At 72.1% G+C, this 16,021-nt stretch carries 16 protein-coding genes; 6 read left to right on the top strand and 10 right to left on the bottom strand.

Annotated features, from left to right (window positions below; all coding sequences use genetic code 11):
• Positions 1-69: 69 nt before the first annotated feature.
• From AB0F71_RS00620 to AB0F71_RS00605, 4 genes are all read left to right on the top strand, one after another.
• Positions 70-534, top strand: a complete 465-nt coding sequence (locus AB0F71_RS00620; protein ID WP_360225962.1) for a PLD nuclease N-terminal domain-containing protein — start codon at positions 70-72, stop codon at positions 532-534.
• A gap of 451 nt (positions 535-985) precedes the next feature.
• Positions 986-2,587 (top strand): acyl-CoA carboxylase subunit beta, encoded by a 1,602-nt coding sequence (locus tag AB0F71_RS00615; RefSeq protein WP_360225959.1) that lies wholly within the window; start codon positions 986-988, stop codon positions 2,585-2,587.
• 76 nt (positions 2,588-2,663) lie between these two features.
• Positions 2,664-2,873 carry an acyl-CoA carboxylase subunit epsilon gene (locus tag AB0F71_RS00610; protein ID WP_360225956.1) on the top strand — a complete coding sequence of 70 codons (210 nt, stop codon included), beginning with the start codon at positions 2,664-2,666 and terminating at the stop codon, positions 2,871-2,873.
• 260 nt (positions 2,874-3,133) lie between these two features.
• A complete protein-coding gene (locus AB0F71_RS00605; protein WP_360225953.1) occupies positions 3,134-3,745 on the top strand; it encodes a ScbR family autoregulator-binding transcription factor in 612 nt (203 codons plus the stop codon).
• Positions 3,746-3,832: 87 nt separating this feature from the next.
• Here AB0F71_RS00605 and AB0F71_RS00600 read toward each other — a convergent pair whose 3' ends face one another.
• Positions 3,833-4,450, bottom strand: a complete 618-nt coding sequence (locus AB0F71_RS00600) for a ScbR family autoregulator-binding transcription factor (RefSeq protein WP_360225950.1) — start codon at positions 4,448-4,450, stop codon at positions 3,833-3,835.
• Between the two features lie 349 nt (positions 4,451-4,799).
• Here AB0F71_RS00600 and AB0F71_RS00595 point away from each other — a divergent pair, with 349 nt between their 5' ends.
• Positions 4,800-5,870, top strand: a complete 1,071-nt coding sequence (locus tag AB0F71_RS00595; RefSeq protein ID WP_360225947.1) for a ScbA/BarX family gamma-butyrolactone biosynthesis protein — start codon at positions 4,800-4,802, stop codon at positions 5,868-5,870.
• Between the two features lie 40 nt (positions 5,871-5,910).
• Here AB0F71_RS00595 and AB0F71_RS00590 read toward each other — a convergent pair whose 3' ends face one another.
• From AB0F71_RS00590 to hemL, 7 genes are all read right to left on the bottom strand, one after another.
• On the bottom strand, positions 5,911-6,318 hold the full coding sequence (locus AB0F71_RS00590; protein ID WP_360225944.1) for a hypothetical protein: 408 nt from the start codon (positions 6,316-6,318) through the stop codon (positions 5,911-5,913).
• A gap of 121 nt (positions 6,319-6,439) precedes the next feature.
• Positions 6,440-7,639, bottom strand: coding sequence for a c-type cytochrome biogenesis protein CcsB (ccsB, locus tag AB0F71_RS00585; RefSeq protein ID WP_360225941.1), 1,200 nt, complete (start codon positions 7,637-7,639; stop codon positions 6,440-6,442).
• Between the two features lie 3 nt (positions 7,640-7,642).
• Positions 7,643-9,436 (bottom strand): cytochrome c biogenesis protein ResB, encoded by a 1,794-nt coding sequence (locus AB0F71_RS00580; protein WP_360225938.1) that lies wholly within the window; start codon positions 9,434-9,436, stop codon positions 7,643-7,645.
• A gap of 2 nt (positions 9,437-9,438) precedes the next feature.
• Complete coding sequence (locus AB0F71_RS00575) at positions 9,439-10,227, bottom strand: cytochrome c biogenesis protein CcdA (RefSeq protein WP_360225935.1); 789 nt, start codon at positions 10,225-10,227, stop codon at positions 9,439-9,441.
• Entirely contained in the window at positions 10,224-10,829 is a 606-nt protein-coding gene (locus AB0F71_RS00570; protein ID WP_360225932.1) for a TlpA disulfide reductase family protein, read from the bottom strand. The genes AB0F71_RS00575 and AB0F71_RS00570 overlap by 4 nt, the downstream gene beginning before the upstream one ends.
• A 193-nt stretch (positions 10,830-11,022) precedes the next feature.
• Positions 11,023-11,673, bottom strand: coding sequence for a histidine phosphatase family protein (locus AB0F71_RS00565; protein ID WP_360227634.1), 651 nt, complete (start codon positions 11,671-11,673; stop codon positions 11,023-11,025).
• A 65-nt stretch (positions 11,674-11,738) separates the two neighbouring features.
• Positions 11,739-13,067 (bottom strand): glutamate-1-semialdehyde 2,1-aminomutase, encoded by a 1,329-nt coding sequence (hemL, locus tag AB0F71_RS00560; RefSeq protein ID WP_360225929.1) that lies wholly within the window; start codon positions 13,065-13,067, stop codon positions 11,739-11,741.
• A gap of 473 nt (positions 13,068-13,540) precedes the next feature.
• Between hemL and AB0F71_RS00555 the strand changes: the two genes are divergently transcribed.
• Complete coding sequence (locus tag AB0F71_RS00555; protein ID WP_188309827.1) at positions 13,541-14,029, top strand: hypothetical protein; 489 nt, start codon at positions 13,541-13,543, stop codon at positions 14,027-14,029.
• A 97-nt stretch (positions 14,030-14,126) separates the two neighbouring features.
• Here AB0F71_RS00555 and AB0F71_RS00550 read toward each other — a convergent pair whose 3' ends face one another.
• Complete coding sequence (locus AB0F71_RS00550; RefSeq protein ID WP_360225926.1) at positions 14,127-14,615, bottom strand: MarR family transcriptional regulator; 489 nt, start codon at positions 14,613-14,615, stop codon at positions 14,127-14,129.
• Positions 14,616-14,678: 63 nt separating this feature from the next.
• Positions 14,679-15,965: a glycosyltransferase family 39 protein gene (locus AB0F71_RS00545; protein ID WP_360225923.1), complete on the bottom strand. Its 1,287-nt coding sequence runs from the start codon at positions 15,963-15,965 to the stop codon at positions 14,679-14,681.
• Positions 15,966-16,021: the final 56 nt, after the last annotated feature.

The raw sequence follows: 16,021 nt of genomic DNA, 5'->3' as shown, positions 1-16,021 counted from the left end.
AGCCTGGCTTGCGTCAAGGGCCCGGGAAGGCGCCCGCCGCTACCGCCCTCGACGGGGGAGATCGCAGCCGTGCTGAGGATTCTTCTGACCATCGTCCTGCCGCTCGCGCTGTGGGTGTGGGCGTTCATCGACTGCCTGGTCACGCCCGAGGGGGAGGTCAGGCACCTGCCCAAGCCGATCTGGCTGATCATCGTGCTGCTCTTCCCGCCGCTCGGCCCGATCGCCTGGCTGGTGGCCGGGAAGCAGCGCGGCTTCCTGCGCACGGGCGCGCCGGACGGGCGGACGGGCGCCGACGGCCGGAGCGGTTCCGCCGCCCCGCGCCGCGGACGGCCGGTGGCCCCGGACGACGACCCGGAGTTCCTGGCCTCCCTCGGGAACGAGTCCGCGAAGAAGGACGAGTCCCCGAGGAGCGGGTCCTTGCAGGGGAACGACAAGGACCACGAGGAGATGCTCCGCCGCTGGGAGGCCGATCTGCGCCGCCGGGAGCAGGAACTGCGCGGCGGGGAAGAGCCCGAGGACGGGCGAAAGAGCTGATCGGAGCGGTTCCGCCGCTCCCCCGGACAGCCCACCCGGCCAGCTGCGGGTGGGCTGCGGCCTTTTTGGCGCTTCCCTACGACCGGGAGGCCCCCGGCCCTGATCGCCCCGCTCCCGGCGGCGCGGTCCAGCCGTCCTCGAGCGGTACTCCGGACGGCCGTCCCACACTGCTGGAGGACGGTCCTGACCTGCGCTTTCCTTCATGCTCAGATCATCGGACCATCATCTGCCCGACAACCCCCGGTATTCGAACGGCCACCGAGCGCACAGGCCTCGGGTCGACCGCTTCTGTGCAGGCCTGACAGCTAAACGAACTCGACCTTGTACGGAATCGACGCCGAAACCTGCGCACGGCCCCTCGTAGAGTCATAAGTGAAGAAGTTGATTCGCAGCTGGGGGTACAGCAGACGCTGGCTGTCGGACAGTTCCCTCACCCTTGGAGTGGTTCGAGATGACGGTTGTGCATGAGGCGCCGGTCGGCGGCGAGGTCCCCGAGGTCCCGGCCGATGCCAAGGGGCGGGTCGCCGAGCTCCACGAGCTCCGCGAGCAGGTGCGCCGCGGCCCGAGCGACAAGGCCACCGAGGCCCAGCACGCGAAGGGCAAGCTGACCGCCCGCGAGCGCATCGACCTGCTGCTGGACGAGGGCTCCTTCCGCGAGGTCGAGCCGCTGCGCCGGCACCGCGCCCAGGGCTTCGGCCTGGAGGCCAAGAAGCCGCACACCGACGGCGTGGTCGTCGGCTGGGGCACTGTGCACGGGCGCACCGTGTTCACCTACGCGCACGACTTCCGGATCTTCGGCGGCGCCCTGGGCGAGGCCCACGCGCAGAAGATCCACAAGATCATGGACATGGCCATCGCGGCCGGCGCCCCGCTGGTCTCGCTGAACGACGGCGCCGGCGCCCGCATCCAGGAGGGCGTCACCGCCCTGGCCGGTTACGGCGGCATCTTCCAGCGCAACACCAAGGCCTCCGGCGTCATCCCGCAGATCTCGGTGATGCTCGGCCCGTGCGCCGGCGGCGCCGCGTACTCCCCCGCGCTGACCGACTTCGTCTTCATGGTCCGCGAGACCTCCCAGATGTTCATCACCGGCCCGGACGTGGTCCAGGCCGTGACCGGCGAGAAGATCAGCCAGAACGGTCTGGGCGGCGCCGACGTGCACGCCGGCGTCTCGGGCGTCTCGCACTTCGTCTACGACGACGAGCAGTCCTGCATCGAGGAGGTCCGCTACCTCCTGTCGCTGCTGCCGCAGAACAACCGCGAGATGCCGCCGTCCGTGGTCAGCGAGGACCCGGTCGAACGCCGCAACGACAGCCTGCTGGACCTGGTGCCCGTCGACGGCAACCGCCCGTACGACATGCGCAAGGTGATCGAGGAGATCGTCGACCACGGCGAGTTCCTGGAGGTCCACGAGCGCTGGGCCACCAACGTGCTCTGCGTGCTGGCCCGGGTCGACGGCCACGTCACCGGCATCATCGCCAACCAGCCGCAGTCGCTGGCCGGCGTGCTCGACATCAACGCCAGCGAGAAGGCCGCTCGCTTCGTCCAGATGTGCGACGCCTTCAACATCCCGCTGGTCACCCTGCTGGACGTGCCCGGCTTCCTGCCCGGCGTCGACCAGGAGCACGGCGGCATCATCCGGCACGGCGCCAAGCTGCTGTACGCCTACTGCAACGCCACCGTGCCGCGCATCTCGCTGATCCTGCGCAAGGCCTACGGCGGCGCCTACATCGTCATGGACTCCCGCTCCATCGGTGCGGACCTGTCCTACGCCTGGCCGACCAACGAGATCGCGGTGATGGGTGCCGAGGGCGCCGCCAACGTCATCTTCCGCCGCGAGATCAACGGCGCCGACGACCCGGACGCCATGCGCGCCGAGAAGATCAAGGAATACAAGAGCGAGCTGATGCACCCGTACTACGCGGCCGAGCGCGGCCTTGTGGACGACGTCATCGACCCGGCGGAGACCCGCCAGGTGATCGCCTCCGCCCTGGCGATGCTCCGTACCAAGCACGCCGACCTGCCCAGCCGCAAGCACGGCAACCCGCCGATGTAGCAGCGGCGCGGTTCGCAGCAGCAGGCCGTACCGAGCACCGCCACACACCACAGCAACCGGGGGAGAAACCAAGGACATGACCGCTTCCGCCGAACCACTCGTCCGCGTCGTCCGCGGCAGCCTCTCCGACGAGGAGCTCGCCGCCCTGACCGCCGTCCTGATGGCCCGCGCCGCCGTCGCGCAGCAGGCCTCGGCCGCCGCGCAGGTGGAGCCGATCGCCAACTGGCAGCGCCTGGAGCGCCGCCCGGCCTACTACTCGCCGGTCAGCTGGCAGCAGGCCGCCTGACGCATCCGGGCCCCGGGCCCCGAGAGTCCGACCGCGACGGCCGGTCACCCCCATCGGGTGACCGGCCGTCGGGCTGTCCGGCCCGTGCTCCGCCGGCCGCCGCGGCACCGGCACCCGGGCGCCCCGGCACCGTTCGTTCCCGTCCGACCGGGCCCGGAGCGGCTCGGTAGGATACCTACCGGACGGTTCACGCCCGTCGCCCCGTCGGCCCCCATAGGATCGGCCGCTGCCGAGGTACAGAACTTTCCAGGGAGGCTGCGATGGCCAGGCAGGCCCGCGCGCTGGCAACCCGCCAGGCGGTACTCCTCGCGGCGGCCGAGGTGTTCGACGAGCGGGGCTACGCCGCCGCCACGATGGCCGAGATCCTGGAGCGGGCCGGTGTCACCAAGGGCGCGCTGTACTTCCACTTCCACTCCAAGGAGGAGCTGGCGCTCGCCGTGATCGAGGGCCAGGGCGCCTGGATCGCCACCTGGGAGCCCTCCTCGGACAGCCCGGTGCAGACCCTGATCGACCTCGGGTACGCGTTCGCCCGCGCGCTCCAGGAGGACCCGCTGGTGCGCGGCAGCATCCGGCTGACGATCGAGCACGGCAGCTTCACCCAGCCGCAGATCGCCGCCTACCAGGGCTGGATGGACCTGGTGGGCGCGCTGTTGGAGCGCGCCCGGGAGGCCGGCGACCTCCACCCGGGGGTCGACCTGGTGGCGGCCTCCGGCGTGATCACCGGCGCGGTGACCGGGATCCAGCTGAGCTCCCAGGTGCTGGCCGACCGGCAGGACCTGATCAAGCGGATGGCCGACCTGTGGACGCTGCTGCTCCCGGGTCTCGTCCAGCCGCACGCCCTGGCCCGGCTGAGCGTCGCCGAACGCCGCTGAGCCCGGCTGAGCGTCGCCGAACGCCGCTGAGCGCGGCCGGGGCGCGGCTGAGCGCGGCCGGGGTGCGGGGCCCTGGTCGAATCCCGGTCAGACCCGGTAGCCCGCGCAGTCGTCCGGCCCCACCAGGGCCGGCAGGGCGGCCTCCCAGAGCCGCCGGACGGCCTCCGGCGCCGGTCGGCCCGGCTCCTCGGCGGCCAGCAGCACCTGGCCGGCCGCCACCGCGGTGAGCAGTTCGGCGCAGGCCCGCCGGTCCGCCCCGGGGCGCAGCTCCCCGGCCCGTTCGGCGCGCTCCAGCAGCCGCTGGACGACGGCGGCGAGGCTGCGCCAGGCGGCGCCCGGTCCGACGCAGCCGTCCGTCGGCCGCAGGCCCTGGCGGCCGAGCCGGACGCCGGCCCGCACCACCACGTCCTCGCGCAACAGCCGGGCCAGTTCGTACGAGAAGTCGATCAGCCCCTGGACGGCCCGGTCCTCGGTGCGCAGGGCGCGCAACGCGGCCGCACCGATCTCCCGCCCGGCGGCGGCCCGCACGCCGTCGGCCAGGGCCTGCTTGGAGACGAAGTGGAAGTAGAGGGCGCCCTTGCTCACCCCGGCCCGGCGACTGATGTCGACCAGGCTGGCGGCCTCGAACCCGGCCCCCGCGAAGGTGTCCGCGGCGGCGAGCAGCACGGCCTGCCTGGTCCGCCCCGCGCGTTCCTGCTTGACCACTGATCCCCCCGGACTCCGCCGGACGCGTTCCCCGCCCCACCGGCCGCTGTCGGCGCGCCCTCGGTCGGAGGCGACGCCTCGCATGCGGAGGGCACTGGCCGAAACCGCATGGTTGGTATCTAATCTAGCGCCTGTGTCGACCCCGCCGTCCAGCGGGGACCACCCCCCGCCCAAGGTCTGCCGTCCCCGCATCGGGCATTCCCGCAGACCAGAGGCCGGGTAGCGTGGTCAGTCCGGGTCTTGCGCCGGGCCACCCCCGGCCGCAGAAGACAAACCGGGTGGTATGTATGTTTTGCTGTGGGGCGTCCGTGGCGGACGCTCGACCGACACCCTGGAGCTGGGGCCAGTCATGCCATTGATCGTAGAGCCGGACGCCCACGGCCCGTACGCCCACCCCGGCACCGGCTACGGCACCCCCTCCGGCACCCACCCCGGCACCGGCTACGACTTCCACGACCGGACCGTCTCCCGGCACCTGGTGCACCGCGCCTCGGTCTCCGAGGTCTTCCTCACCGGCTGGCAGGCCACCGGCCCGTACGACTTCCTGCTCGGCGCCCAGTGGCCCCGGCTGCACGGCTTCTACCGGCTGCCCGGGGACCGCTACCACGACCCGGTGCTGATGGCCGAGACCGTCCGGCAGGCCGGGCTGCTGATCGGCCACGCGGGCTTCGGGGTGCCGCGCGACCACCACTTCGTCATGGAGGAGCTCGGCTACGCGCTCGGCGAGCCCGGCCTGCCCGGCCTCGCGGTGACCGCCGACCCGGCCTCGCTGATGCTCACCGTCGGCTGCCAGGACGTCCGGATGCGGCACGGCCGGCTGGCCTCGCTGCGGGTGCACGCCGAGGTCACCCGGGACGGCCTGCGGATCGGCCACGGCGCCGGCCAGCTGCGGGTGGTCACCCCCGCCTCGTACCGGCGGCTGCGCGGCCCCGGCCGCGGCGCCGTCACCCCGCCGCGCCCGCCGGAGCCGGCCGCACCCGAGCTGGTCGGCCGGGCCCAGGCCGCGGACGTGGTGCTCAGCCCGACCCTGCGGCCGGACACCTGGCTGCTGCGCGCCGACGCCGGGCACCCGGTGCTGTTCGACCACGAGCTCGACCACGTGCCCGGGATGCTGGTGCTGGAGGCCGCCCGGCAGGCCGCCCAGCGGCTGCACCACCCCGAGCCGGTGGTGCCGGTCGAGCTGGTGACCGCCTTCGACCACTACATCGAGCTGGACCGGCCGTGCTTCGTACGGGCCGTCCGCGAGCGGACACCGGACGGCCGCCGCACCCCCGTCCTGGTGCGGCTGCTCCAGGACGGGCGGACGGCGGCCGAGTGCCGGCTGCTCACCGAGCCGGTCGACGGTCCGCGGGTGCCGGTCCGGCGGGACGCCTTCGAGGGGCGCCCCACCGCGACCGGCCTGCTGCCGCTGGCGAGTTGAGGCCCGGCGGGCCGGTGCCGCGGCGGGCCGGGATCCTGGTTCAGGCGGCCACCAGTGCGGCGGGCCGGCGCCCGGCGTGCATCACGCTGAGGTTGGCCGCCAGCCGGACCGGGTCCTGGGCCAGCCAGAGCCGCAGCGCCGCGCCCAGGGCCGCGCTGGCCGACTCGATCCGGACCTCGGTGATCTGGGCGATCCGGGCCGCGCCGGGCACCAGCAGATCGGCCAGTGCGGTCGGCAGCCAGACCGTCAGCGCGCACGGCGCCGGCGTCGCGAGGGCGCCCAGCAGCCGGTAGGCGTCCCCCGGTGCGCTGAGCGTGGGGATGATGTCCAGCAGAGCGTCGGCCACCACTTCGGACACGTCGCTCCGGTGTCCCTGGGCGAGCCGTCGGAGCAACATGCGCTCGGCGGCGGTGATTCGGACGGTCAGCATGACCTCGTCGCACTCCATTGCGCGATCTCCTCCTCGTTCCTCCCCGTACCGGCACGGACGGCCGGCACGTCTTACCCCTGGTGCACCTCGGCCCGGCGATCTCGTGCGGAAAGCCGGGCCGGTGGGTGCGTGCCTCCGGTCAGATCCCCGCGTACGAGTGCTTGCCGGTGACGAAGATGTTGACGCCGTAGTAGTTGAAGAGCCAGCAGCCGAAGGCGGCCAGCGCCAGGTACGCGGCCTTGCGGCCCTTCCAGCCGGCCGTGGCGCGGGCGTGCAGGTAGCAGGCGTAGGCGACCCAGGTGATGAACGACCAGGTCTCCTTCGGGTCCCACTCCCAGTACTTGCCCCAGGCGGCCTCGGCCCAGATCGCGCCCGCGATGATGGTGAACGTCCACAGCGGGAAGATCAGGGCGTTGATCCGGTACGACAGCTTGTCGAAGGTGGCCGGGGCGGGCAGGCGGTTGCAGACCGACACCCGGACCCGGGCCAGCGCGATCCGGGCCTTGCCGTACTTCGCCTCGGCCGACCGCGCCGCGCCGGGCCGCAGGAACTCGTAGAAGCCGGCGTCGGCCTTCTTCCGGAACGAGTCCTGGAACAGGTACAGCAGCGTGGCGATGAATGCCGCGTAGAAGGAGCCGCCGCAGAAGATCGCGGTGGAGACGTGGATCGCCAGCCAGTACGAGTGCAGCGCCGGGACGAGCTGCTCCGAGTCGGTGTACAGCACCTGGGTGGCGATGCCGAGGGTCAGCAGCACCGCGACGACGACCGGCAGGCCGAGCCAGCGGACGTTCTTCCGCGCGGCCAGCAGGACCAGGTACGCCGCCGTCATGGCGAACGCGAAGGCGCACGAGAACTCGTACATGTTGCCCCACGGCCAGCGGGACACCGACAGGCCGCGGGCGACGATGCCGCCACCGTGCAGCAGCACCGCCAGGACGGTGAGCGAGACGGCGATCCGGCCCGCCAGGTCGGCCTTCTCGCTGGTGCCGGCCGCGCCCGGGCCGTCCTCCTCGTCCGCGCTGCGCCCGCTGGTGACGACCGTCGCGCCCTCGCCCGCCACCGCGGTGCGGGTGAGCGTGGTGGTACCGCCGGCGGCACCCGCCACGGTGACGGTGACCTTCTTCACCGCCTTGCTCGCGGCCGTCTGCTCGGCCGCGGCGACGGTCTCGGCCAGACTGCCCGCCTGCTCCTTCGAGCGGACGGCGACGGCACCCTTGCTGCCGAAGGTCCACTCGATCATGTGGGCGAACATGGCGAGCGTGTAGACCGCCATCGCCGAATAGATCAGCTTGTTGGAGAGGTCGGCCAGCTGTGGGTCGACTCCCGAGGCGAGGTGCACCGTCTACTCCTTGGAGTTCTGGTCGGCAGGGGCTGTGGGGTCTTCTGCTGCGGGGTCTTCCGGTACCGCGGGGTCGTCCGGTGCTCCGGGCTCTTCCGGTGCTCCGGGCTCTTCCGGTGCCACGGGCTCGTCCGGTGCCACGGGGTCGTCCTCCTCCGACGCCGGGGCGTCGTCCTGGAGGTCCACCGCGAGTTCGGCCAGCTCCTCGGCGATCTTCGCCGACTCGCTGCGGGCCAGGCCGGCCAGCTCCACCTGGGTGCCGCCGCCCGGCAGGGCCACCGCCCGCACCCAGATCCGGCGGCGCTGGATGAACAGCGAGCCGATCAGGCCGAGGATCGCCAGCACCGCGCCGGTCAGCGCGATCTCGTTGCCGGGGCGGTGCGAGACGTTGAAGCTCGCCCACTGCTTGTAGCCCTCGAAGGTGACGGTGCCGTAGCCGTCCGGCAGGGTCCAGCCCTGTCCGGGCTTGAGCAGCGCCTTGGCCGGCTGGCCGTCCTGCTGCAGCTGGGTGAGCTTGGAGGTGTTCAGCTGGTAGATGTTCTGCGGCAGGCCGGAGTCGGTGCCGAGGTCGCCGGAGAAGGCGTTCAGCACCAGCTCGGGGGCGGCGTCGCCGGGGAACAGCGAGATCGGGCCGGTGCCCGCGAAGCTCAGCGGGGCGGTCGGCAGGAAGAAGCCGGAGAAGCCCAGCTGGGTCCGGTTGCCGTCCGGGCCGGCGCCGTAGTCGGAGACCTTCACCACGCCGGTCGAGGTCAGGTTGGCGTCCTGCGGCAGGAACGGCACGACGTCGTGGTAGACCACGTCGCCCTTGCCGTTCTTCACGGTGATCACCGGGGCGTAGCCGTGGCCGATCAGGTAGACCTTGCTGCCGCCGATCTCCAGCGGGTGGTTGACCTCGATCGTGCCCTTCTTCATCTTCGACTCGTCGCTGCCCTCGTAGTACTCCACGTTCGCGGTGAACTGACGGGCGGCGCCCATCTGGTCACCGGTGTTCTGGAACTTCGAGGTGAAGTCGTCAAGCTTGAGGTAGAAGGGGTCGAGGTCCTGGTTGCCGTAGAACCGGGTGCCGGTGAAGTCGTCGAGCTGGGTGATCGTGTTGGAGTAGCCCTGGCCCTCGACCATCAGCTTGCCGCCGGTGCCGGAGGCCAGGCTGGCCCAGGCGAAGCCGCCGAGCAGCGCGAACAGCGACAGGTGGAACAGCAGGTTGCCGACCTCGCGCAGGTAGCCCTTCTCGGCGGCCACCGAGTCGCCGGACAGGTTCGCCCGGAAGCCGCGCTTGCGCAGCAGCCGGTGGGCGGCCGCGTTCACCTGCTCCGGCGCCGCCCCGGTGCGCCAGACCGCGTGCACCGGCATCCTGGTCAGGTTGCGCGGGGCGGCCGGGGGCTGGGAGCGCAGCACGCCGACGAACTGCCAGGTGCGCGGGATGATGCAGCCGGCCAGCGAGACGAACAGCAGGATGTAGATCGCGGAGAACCAGACCGAGCTGTAGACGTCGAACAGCTGGAGCTTCTCGTAGATCGGCGCGACCGTGGTGTGCTGCGCCTTCCAGGTCTGCACCTTGAACTGGTTCTGGCCGTTCTGCGGGATCAGCGAGCCCGGGATGGCGGCCAGCGACAGCAGGAACAGCAGGATCAGGGCGACCCGCATCGAGGTCAGCTGGCGCCACATCCAGCGCGCCCAGCCGAGCACCCCTATGCCGGTCGGCCCCTCGGACTCGACCGGCGCGCTGCTGAGCCGTTCGGCTGCGGCGTCGTCGTCCGGCGCCGGGGGCAGCTCGGTATCGGTCGTGGTCTTGCTCACGGTCAGATTCCGATCTGGGAGTCGGCGGTCCAGGACTGCAGTTCGCTCATCCAGGAATCCCAGATCCCGGTGACGAGCAGCAGACCGACCGCGACGAGCATGCCGCCACCGATCCGCATCACGAGCGGGTAGTGCCGCTTGACCCACCCGAAGGCGCCCAGCGCCCGGCGGAAGGCCAGCGCGGCCACGATGAACGGTACGCCGAGGCCCAAGCAGTAGAAGGTCATCAGCAGGGCCCCGCGCGCCGCGTCCGCCTGGTTCAGCGACAGCGTCTGGACGGCCGCCAGGGTCGGGCCGATGCAGGGCGTCCAGCCGACGCCGAACACCATGCCCAGCAGCGGCGCGCCGAGCAGGCCGACGGCCGGGCGGCGGTGCGAGCGCACCTCGCGCATGCTCAGGCCGGGGACCAGGCCCATGAAGGCCAGGCCCATCACCACGGTCAGCGAGCCGAGCACGATCGAGATGGCCCGCTTGTGCTCCAGCAGGGTGTTGCCGAACTGGCCGAACAGCGCCCCGCCGGAGACGAAGACCACGGTGAAGCCGAGGATGAACAGGGTCGCCCCGAGCAGCATCCGGCCGCGCCTGGCGCCGCGGGCGTCCGCGAGGTCGGCGGCGGAGAAGCCCGTCACGTACGACAGGTAGCCGGGCACCAGCGGCAGCACACAGGGCGAGAAGAACGAGACCAGCCCGGCCGCGAGCGCGACCGGCGCGGCGGCGAGCAGCGCCCCGCTCTGGACCGTGGTGAAGGTGTCGGCCAGCGGGAGTGCGGCGGCGTTCGGCGGCGCACTCACTGCTGCTGCTCCGCGACCACCGGCTGGACGATCGACTCCAGCGCCTCCTGGGTCGTCCCGCCGACGGCGCGGGCGGCCAGCTTGCCGTCGCGGTCGACGACCAGGGTGGTCGGGATGGACTGCGGGTTGAGGCTGCCCTTGGGGAACTTGAGCAGCTGGGTGCCGGCCGGGTCGAAGATGCTCGGGAAGGAGACGCCCTGCTCCTGCTCGAAGCGGACGGCGTTGGTCCTGTCGGTGTCCCGGGTGTTGATGCCCAGGAACTGGACGCCCTTGTCCTTGTACTCGTCCGCGACGGCCTGGAGGTTCTTCGCCTCGGCCCGGCACGGCCCGCACCAGGAGCCCCAGACGTTCAGCACCACGACCTTGCCGCGGTAGTCGGAGAGCTTGACCTGGTTGCCCTCCAGGGTCTCCCCGGAGACGTCGGGCGCGTCCCCGCGCTTGCCGGTGTCCGCCTTCGACAGGTTGGTCCCCTTGACGGTCACGAACCCGACCTGCCCCTCGCTGCTGCTCGACGAGCCCGAGGAGGAACAGCCGGTGAGGACGAGCGCAGCGGCGGCGACTGTGGCGGCGGCTGCGGCGACACGGGGACGGGGGCGCGTCATGGCAGACATGTGAAAAGTTTCGCATGGAGTTCCGGACGGGTTCGCCGGGGTCCTACCTTGCGCGTCGCACGCCCTCTGACCTGCGAAGACTTCGGGCCACCCGACGCTCGCCGGGTGACCCGAAGTCATACTTACGCACCGCTTACGGGCCTCAGCTCACGGCCCTCTGGTCGCGGCTCCCAGGTTGGGGGCCTCAGGCGCCGAAGCTCTTGCCCACCGGCTTGTCGCCCTTGCGGCCCTTGCCGACCAGGTGCGCGGGCAGCAGGTCACGGGCCGGCTCGCGGTACCCGACCGAGACGATGCTGTCGCCCTCGAAGGTGAAGCTGGTCAGCGAGGCCAGCGAGCACTGCCGGTTGCGCGGGTCGTGCCAGAGCCGGCGGCGCTCCACGAAGGAGCGGAGGATCCAGATCGGCAGCTGGTGGCTGACGCAGACCGCCTCGTGCCCGCGGGCCGCGTCCCGGGCGGCGCCGAGCGCACCCATCATCCGCACCACCTGGTCGAGGTACGGCTCGCCCCAGGAGGGCTTGAAGGGGTTGGTCAGGTACTTCCAGTAGCCCGGGTTGCGCAGCGAGCCGTCGCCGACGCCGAAGGTCTTGCCCTCGAAGACGTTCTCCGCCTCGATCAGCCGCGGGTCCGCCGCGACCTCCAGACCGTGCGCCTTGGCGATCGGCTCGGCGGTCTCCTGGGCCCGCTCCAGCGGGGAGGCCACCACGTGGGTGACGTCCCGCCCGGCGAGGTCCTCGGCGACCCGGTCGGCCATCTGACGGCCCAGCTCGGACAGGTGGTAGCCCGGCAGGCGGCCGTACAGCACGCCCTCCGGGTTGTGCACCTCACCGTGGCGCATCACGTGGACGACGGTGATCTCTTTGGCGCTCACTTCTCAACTGCTCCTGTGGTCGGGAGGGGGGCTCAGGCCGTGGCGGCGGCAGCGGCGCGGGCCGCGGCCGGCAGCGCGGCGGCGATCCGCTCGATCGCCCGGGCGTCGTGGGTCGACGAGACGAACCAGGACTCGAAGGCGGACGGCGGCAGGTAGACGCCCTCGGCCAGCATCGCGTGGAAGAAGGCGGTGAAGCGGAACGCCTCCTGGGTCTTCGCCTCGTCGTAGTTGGTGACGGCGGCCTCGGTGAAGAACACCGAGAACATGTTCCCGGCGGTCTGCAGCCGGTGCGCCACGCCCTCCTTGGTGAGCGCCTCGGAGACCAGGCCGGAGATCTCGGCGGAGACCTTGTCCACCGTCGCGTACACCGCGTCGGTGCAGCCGCGCAGCTGGGCCAGGCCGGCCGCGGTGGCGACCGGGTTCCCGGACAGGGTGCCCGCCTGGTAGACCGGGCCGGCCGGGGCCAGGTGGGCCATCACGTCGGCCCGGCCGCCGAAGGCCGCGGCCGGGAAGCCGCCGCCCATGACCTTGCCGAAGGTCAGCAGGTCCGGCGCCCAGCCCTCGTGCGCCGCCTCCAGGCCGTACCAGCCCGCCTTGGAGACGCGGAAGCCGGTCATCACCTCGTCGGAGACGAACAGCGCGCCGTTGTCCCGGCAGAGCCGGGCCAGGCCGGCGTTGAAGCCGGGCAGCGGCGGGACGACGCCCATGTTGCCGGGCGAGGCCTCGGTGATCACGCAGGCGATCTCGCCCGGGTGGGCGGCGAAGGCCTGCTCGACGGCGGCCAGGTCGTTGTAGGGCAGCACGATGGTGTCGCCGGCCTGGGCGCCGGTGACGCCCGGGGTGTCCGGCAGGCCGAAGGTGGCCACGCCGGAACCGGCGGCGGCCAGCAGCGCGTCCACGTGACCGTGGTAGCAGCCGGCGAACTTGACCACCTTCGCCCGGCCGGTGAAGCCGCGGGCGAGCCGGATCGCGGACATGGTGGCCTCGGTGCCGGAGGAGACCAGGCGGACCTGCTCGACCGGGGCGACCCGGGAGACGATCTCCTCGGCCAGCTCGACCTCGCCCTCACCGGGGGTGCCGAAGGAGGTGCCGCGGGAGACCGCCCGCTGGACGGCGTCGACCACGGCCGGGTTCGCGTGGCCGAGGATCATCGGACCCCACGAGCACACCAGGTCGACGTACTCGCGGCCGTCGGCGTCGGTGAGGTAGGGGCCGGTGCCGGACACCATGAAGCGCGGCGTGCCGCCGACCGCGCGGAAGGCGCGCACCGGGGAGTTGACGCCGCCGGGCGTGACCACGGAGGCGCGATCGAACAGCGACTGGGACTGGGGGGCTTCGTAGGGGTAGCTCACGGGAGACATGGTCTCAAATCGTGTCCTTGAGCTCTGCATGTCCGGCCCGATCATCTGGAACGATGATCCGGGCACCGTTGTCTGTACGGTTGTCCCTGACGGTCGCCCGTGGCGGTGGTGTACGGGCGGGGCCGCTGGTTGTTCCGTCACACGGACCAGTCAGACTGTGTGCACAGAGTGCGCGAGCGCTCCGGTTGTGTACAGGGGTGTGGAGAGGACTGCTGTGTGCCGCTGGTGGGTACGGCCCGCGAGTAGGCACGGCGGCGAATGACGGTAAGGAGCACGGCCGGCGGGACGCCGGTCGTGCGGGGGTCTGTCGATTCCGGCGAATTCCGGTGAGGATGGTCCGAGTGTCCGAGGCGCAGGACGGGTTCGACGAGGCAGCGGGTGGCCCCCGCAGGCCCGCCGAGACCGCACGCGGGGGTACGGGAGCGGGTACGGGTCGTGGTCGTCGCGGTGGCGAGAGGCGGGGTGAGGGACGCGTGGGGGTGACGTACAAGTACTTCGGCGCACCGGACCGCGCCACCGCCGCCAGAGTCCCCACCGCCCTCGGCCCGGGCGGACTCGGCCTGGACGCCGGCGAACTCGGCGCGCTGGGGCGGCTCGGCGACCTGATGGAGACCAGCGGCTCCCCCACCGGCCACCTCTCCACCAAGATCAAGCCGGAGACCATGAGCGCGATGGTCCTCACCGGCATCCAGGGCGTCCCGCTGCACCAGGTGCCGCCGCTGGAGCTCGTCGTCCTGCACCCCGACTACGCCGTCGTCCAACTCCCCCACAACGTGGTCGAACCGCTGCGCAAGGCGGACGAGACCGAACTCGGCGCGGCCGCCTTCATCTGGTCCACCGTCCCGGACCGCCGCGGGCCGCGGGACGCCTTCGTGATCTACAGCATGCTGCACGAGTGGCAGGACTTCGCCAACCGCCTCCACGACGCCGGGCACCAGCTGTACTGCCTGGTCTGGCCCTGAGGGCGCCACTGACCACTGGCCGCTGAACGCTCTTCGGGGCAACGGAGGTTGACGGTTCGTCAATCCGGTCCGACCCGGGACCGGCCCCCGGGGCGGGTCAGCCGCGGGAGCGGCGGGCCCGGCGGACGGTGCGTTCGCTCTCGACCGGCTCCGCCAGGTGCCCGTCCACCAGCCGGGCCAGGGCCGCGACGAAGACCTCCTGCTCGGGCTGCGGCAGCGCCTCCAGCAGCTCCCGGTGGACCCGGTCGGCGATCGCGGTGCCCCGCTCGACGGCGCGCTCGCCCGCCTCGGTGACCGAGATGATCCGGGCCCGCCGGTCGGTGGCGGACGGGCGGCGCTCGGCCAGGCCCGCCTTCTCCAGCTCGTCGACGGTGACCACCATGGTGGTCTTGTCCAGGTCCGCAAGCTCGGCCAGCTGGATCTGGGTGCGCTCGGCCTGCTGCGCGTGGAACAGCACGCAGTACGCGCGCGGGGTGATCCCGAGCTCGGTGAAGGCGGCCGCCATCCGGGTGGCCAGCACGTGGCTCGCGTGGTCCAGCAGGCCCGAGATGTCGCGGATCCGGCGCACGGGCGGGGTCGTCGTCATACGTCCGAGATTAGCAACGGCCCGTCTGCTGCCGGATGATCCCGTAGCCAACCAACACCGGGGTTACGGGATACCCAACTCGAACAGCGCATAGCCCGCGTACCAGCCCGCCGCGATGGCCGGCATCGCGAACAGCCCGATCAGCGAGGAGGTCCGCACCTTGCGCAGCGCCACCGCCAGGCCGATGAACAGCGGGAAGGCCGGCAGCAGGTAGCGGGAGATGTTGCCGAAGATCTGGTTGCTGCTCAGCGCGGTGAAGACGGTCAGCGCGGTGAAGACCCACAGCACCAGCGGCGGCCGGGCCCGCGCCAGCAGCACCAGCAGGCCGGGCAGGGCGATCAGCAGGGCGATCGCGATCAGGTCCGGCACCGGATTGGACTGCCAGAAGTCCCAGTGGCCGGTGATCACGTCCATCACCGTGCGCACGGTGGAGGCGCCGAAGTCGAAGTAGCGGTTCCAGGCGCCGCGCTGGAGCTTGAAGTAGCCGCCCCAGTCGCCCATCCGCCAGCCCACCCAGGCGACGAAGCCGAACAGGCCCCACGGGGTGATCAGCATCGCGGTCAGCGGGCGGGCCACCCCGTCGGTGCGGCGCACCAGGGCGACCAGCGCGGCGATCGACACCGCGGCGATCAGCGCGGCCGCGGTCGGCCGGTTCAGGCCCGCGACCAGGGCCAGCAGCCCGGCCGCGATCCAGCGGCGGGTCATCACGCAGTAGCAGGCCCAGGCCGACAGCGCGACGAACAGCGAGTCCGAGTAGACCGCCCACTCCACGCCCGAGCCCGGGAACAGACCCCAGATCACCGCGGCGATCACACCCGCCCGGAAGCCCCCGAGCCGCTCCGCGATCGCGAAGATCCCGGCCGCGGCGACCAGCGAGGCGAGCACCGAGACCGCTATCCCGGAGCCGTACGGACCGAGGCCGGTGACCGCGCCGACCAGCCGCATCAGCCACGGGTAGAGCGGGAAGAAGGCGGCGGAGTTCTCGTAGTAGGTGGCCAGCGGGAACCCGTGCAGCTCGATCAGCTGCGGGTCGTAGCCGTTCTCGGCGATCCGCTGGTACCAGATGCCGTCCCAGGTGCCCAGCACGTCCCAGGCGTGGGCGCCGCCACCCCGGCCGGGCTGCTTCTTCAGGTAGTCGCCGGTGTGCTCCAGCAGCATCAGGAAGACGGTCAGGCCGATCGCCTTGACCACCGCGTACGCGCCCAGCGCGGGCGCGAAGCGGTCCACCAGCGCCATGAACCGCCCGGGCGTACGGCCCGCCCGCTCCTCGACCGGCTCCCCCGGCCCGGCCACCGGCTCGGCGCTGGACGGTTCGGTGCTGGACGACTCGGTGCTCGATGCCGTGCTCATCTGCTCTGGGTACTCCCCGCCCCGCTCATGGTGCGCGCGGCTCCGGCGCAACGACG

Origin of the sequence: Kitasatospora sp. NPDC028055 (assembly GCF_040637885.1) — a bacterium.
Taxonomy (GTDB): Bacteria; Actinomycetota; Actinomycetes; order Streptomycetales; family Streptomycetaceae; genus Kitasatospora.
Note: the sequence above shows the minus strand (reverse complement) of the source record. Positions and strands in the feature narration are given on the sequence as shown.

Bases quoted from the DNA above. Each gene is read 5' to 3' on its own strand.
- AB0F71_RS00615 (WP_360225959.1), top strand. From the start codon at position 986: ATGACGGTTGTGCATGAGGCGCCGGTCGGCGGCGAGGTCCCCGAGGTC.
- AB0F71_RS00610 (WP_360225956.1), top strand. From the start codon at position 2,664: ATGACCGCTTCCGCCGAACCACTCGTCCGCGTCGTCCGCGGCAGCCTC.
- AB0F71_RS00605 (WP_360225953.1), top strand. From the start codon at position 3,134: ATGGCCAGGCAGGCCCGCGCGCTGGCAACCCGCCAGGCGGTACTCCTC.
- AB0F71_RS00595 (WP_360225947.1), top strand. From the start codon at position 4,800: ATGCCATTGATCGTAGAGCCGGACGCCCACGGCCCGTACGCCCACCCC.
- AB0F71_RS00590 (WP_360225944.1), bottom strand. From the start codon at position 6,318: ATGGAGTGCGACGAGGTCATGCTGACCGTCCGAATCACCGCCGCCGAG.
- AB0F71_RS00570 (WP_360225932.1), bottom strand. From the start codon at position 10,829: ATGACGCGCCCCCGTCCCCGTGTCGCCGCAGCCGCCGCCACAGTCGCC.
- AB0F71_RS00565 (WP_360227634.1), bottom strand. From the start codon at position 11,673: ATGCGCCACGGTGAGGTGCACAACCCGGAGGGCGTGCTGTACGGCCGC.
- hemL (WP_360225929.1), bottom strand. From the start codon at position 13,067: ATGTCTCCCGTGAGCTACCCCTACGAAGCCCCCCAGTCCCAGTCGCTG.
- AB0F71_RS00550 (WP_360225926.1), bottom strand. From the start codon at position 14,615: ATGACGACGACCCCGCCCGTGCGCCGGATCCGCGACATCTCGGGCCTG.
- AB0F71_RS00545 (WP_360225923.1), bottom strand. From the start codon at position 15,965: ATGAGCACGGCATCGAGCACCGAGTCGTCCAGCACCGAACCGTCCAGC.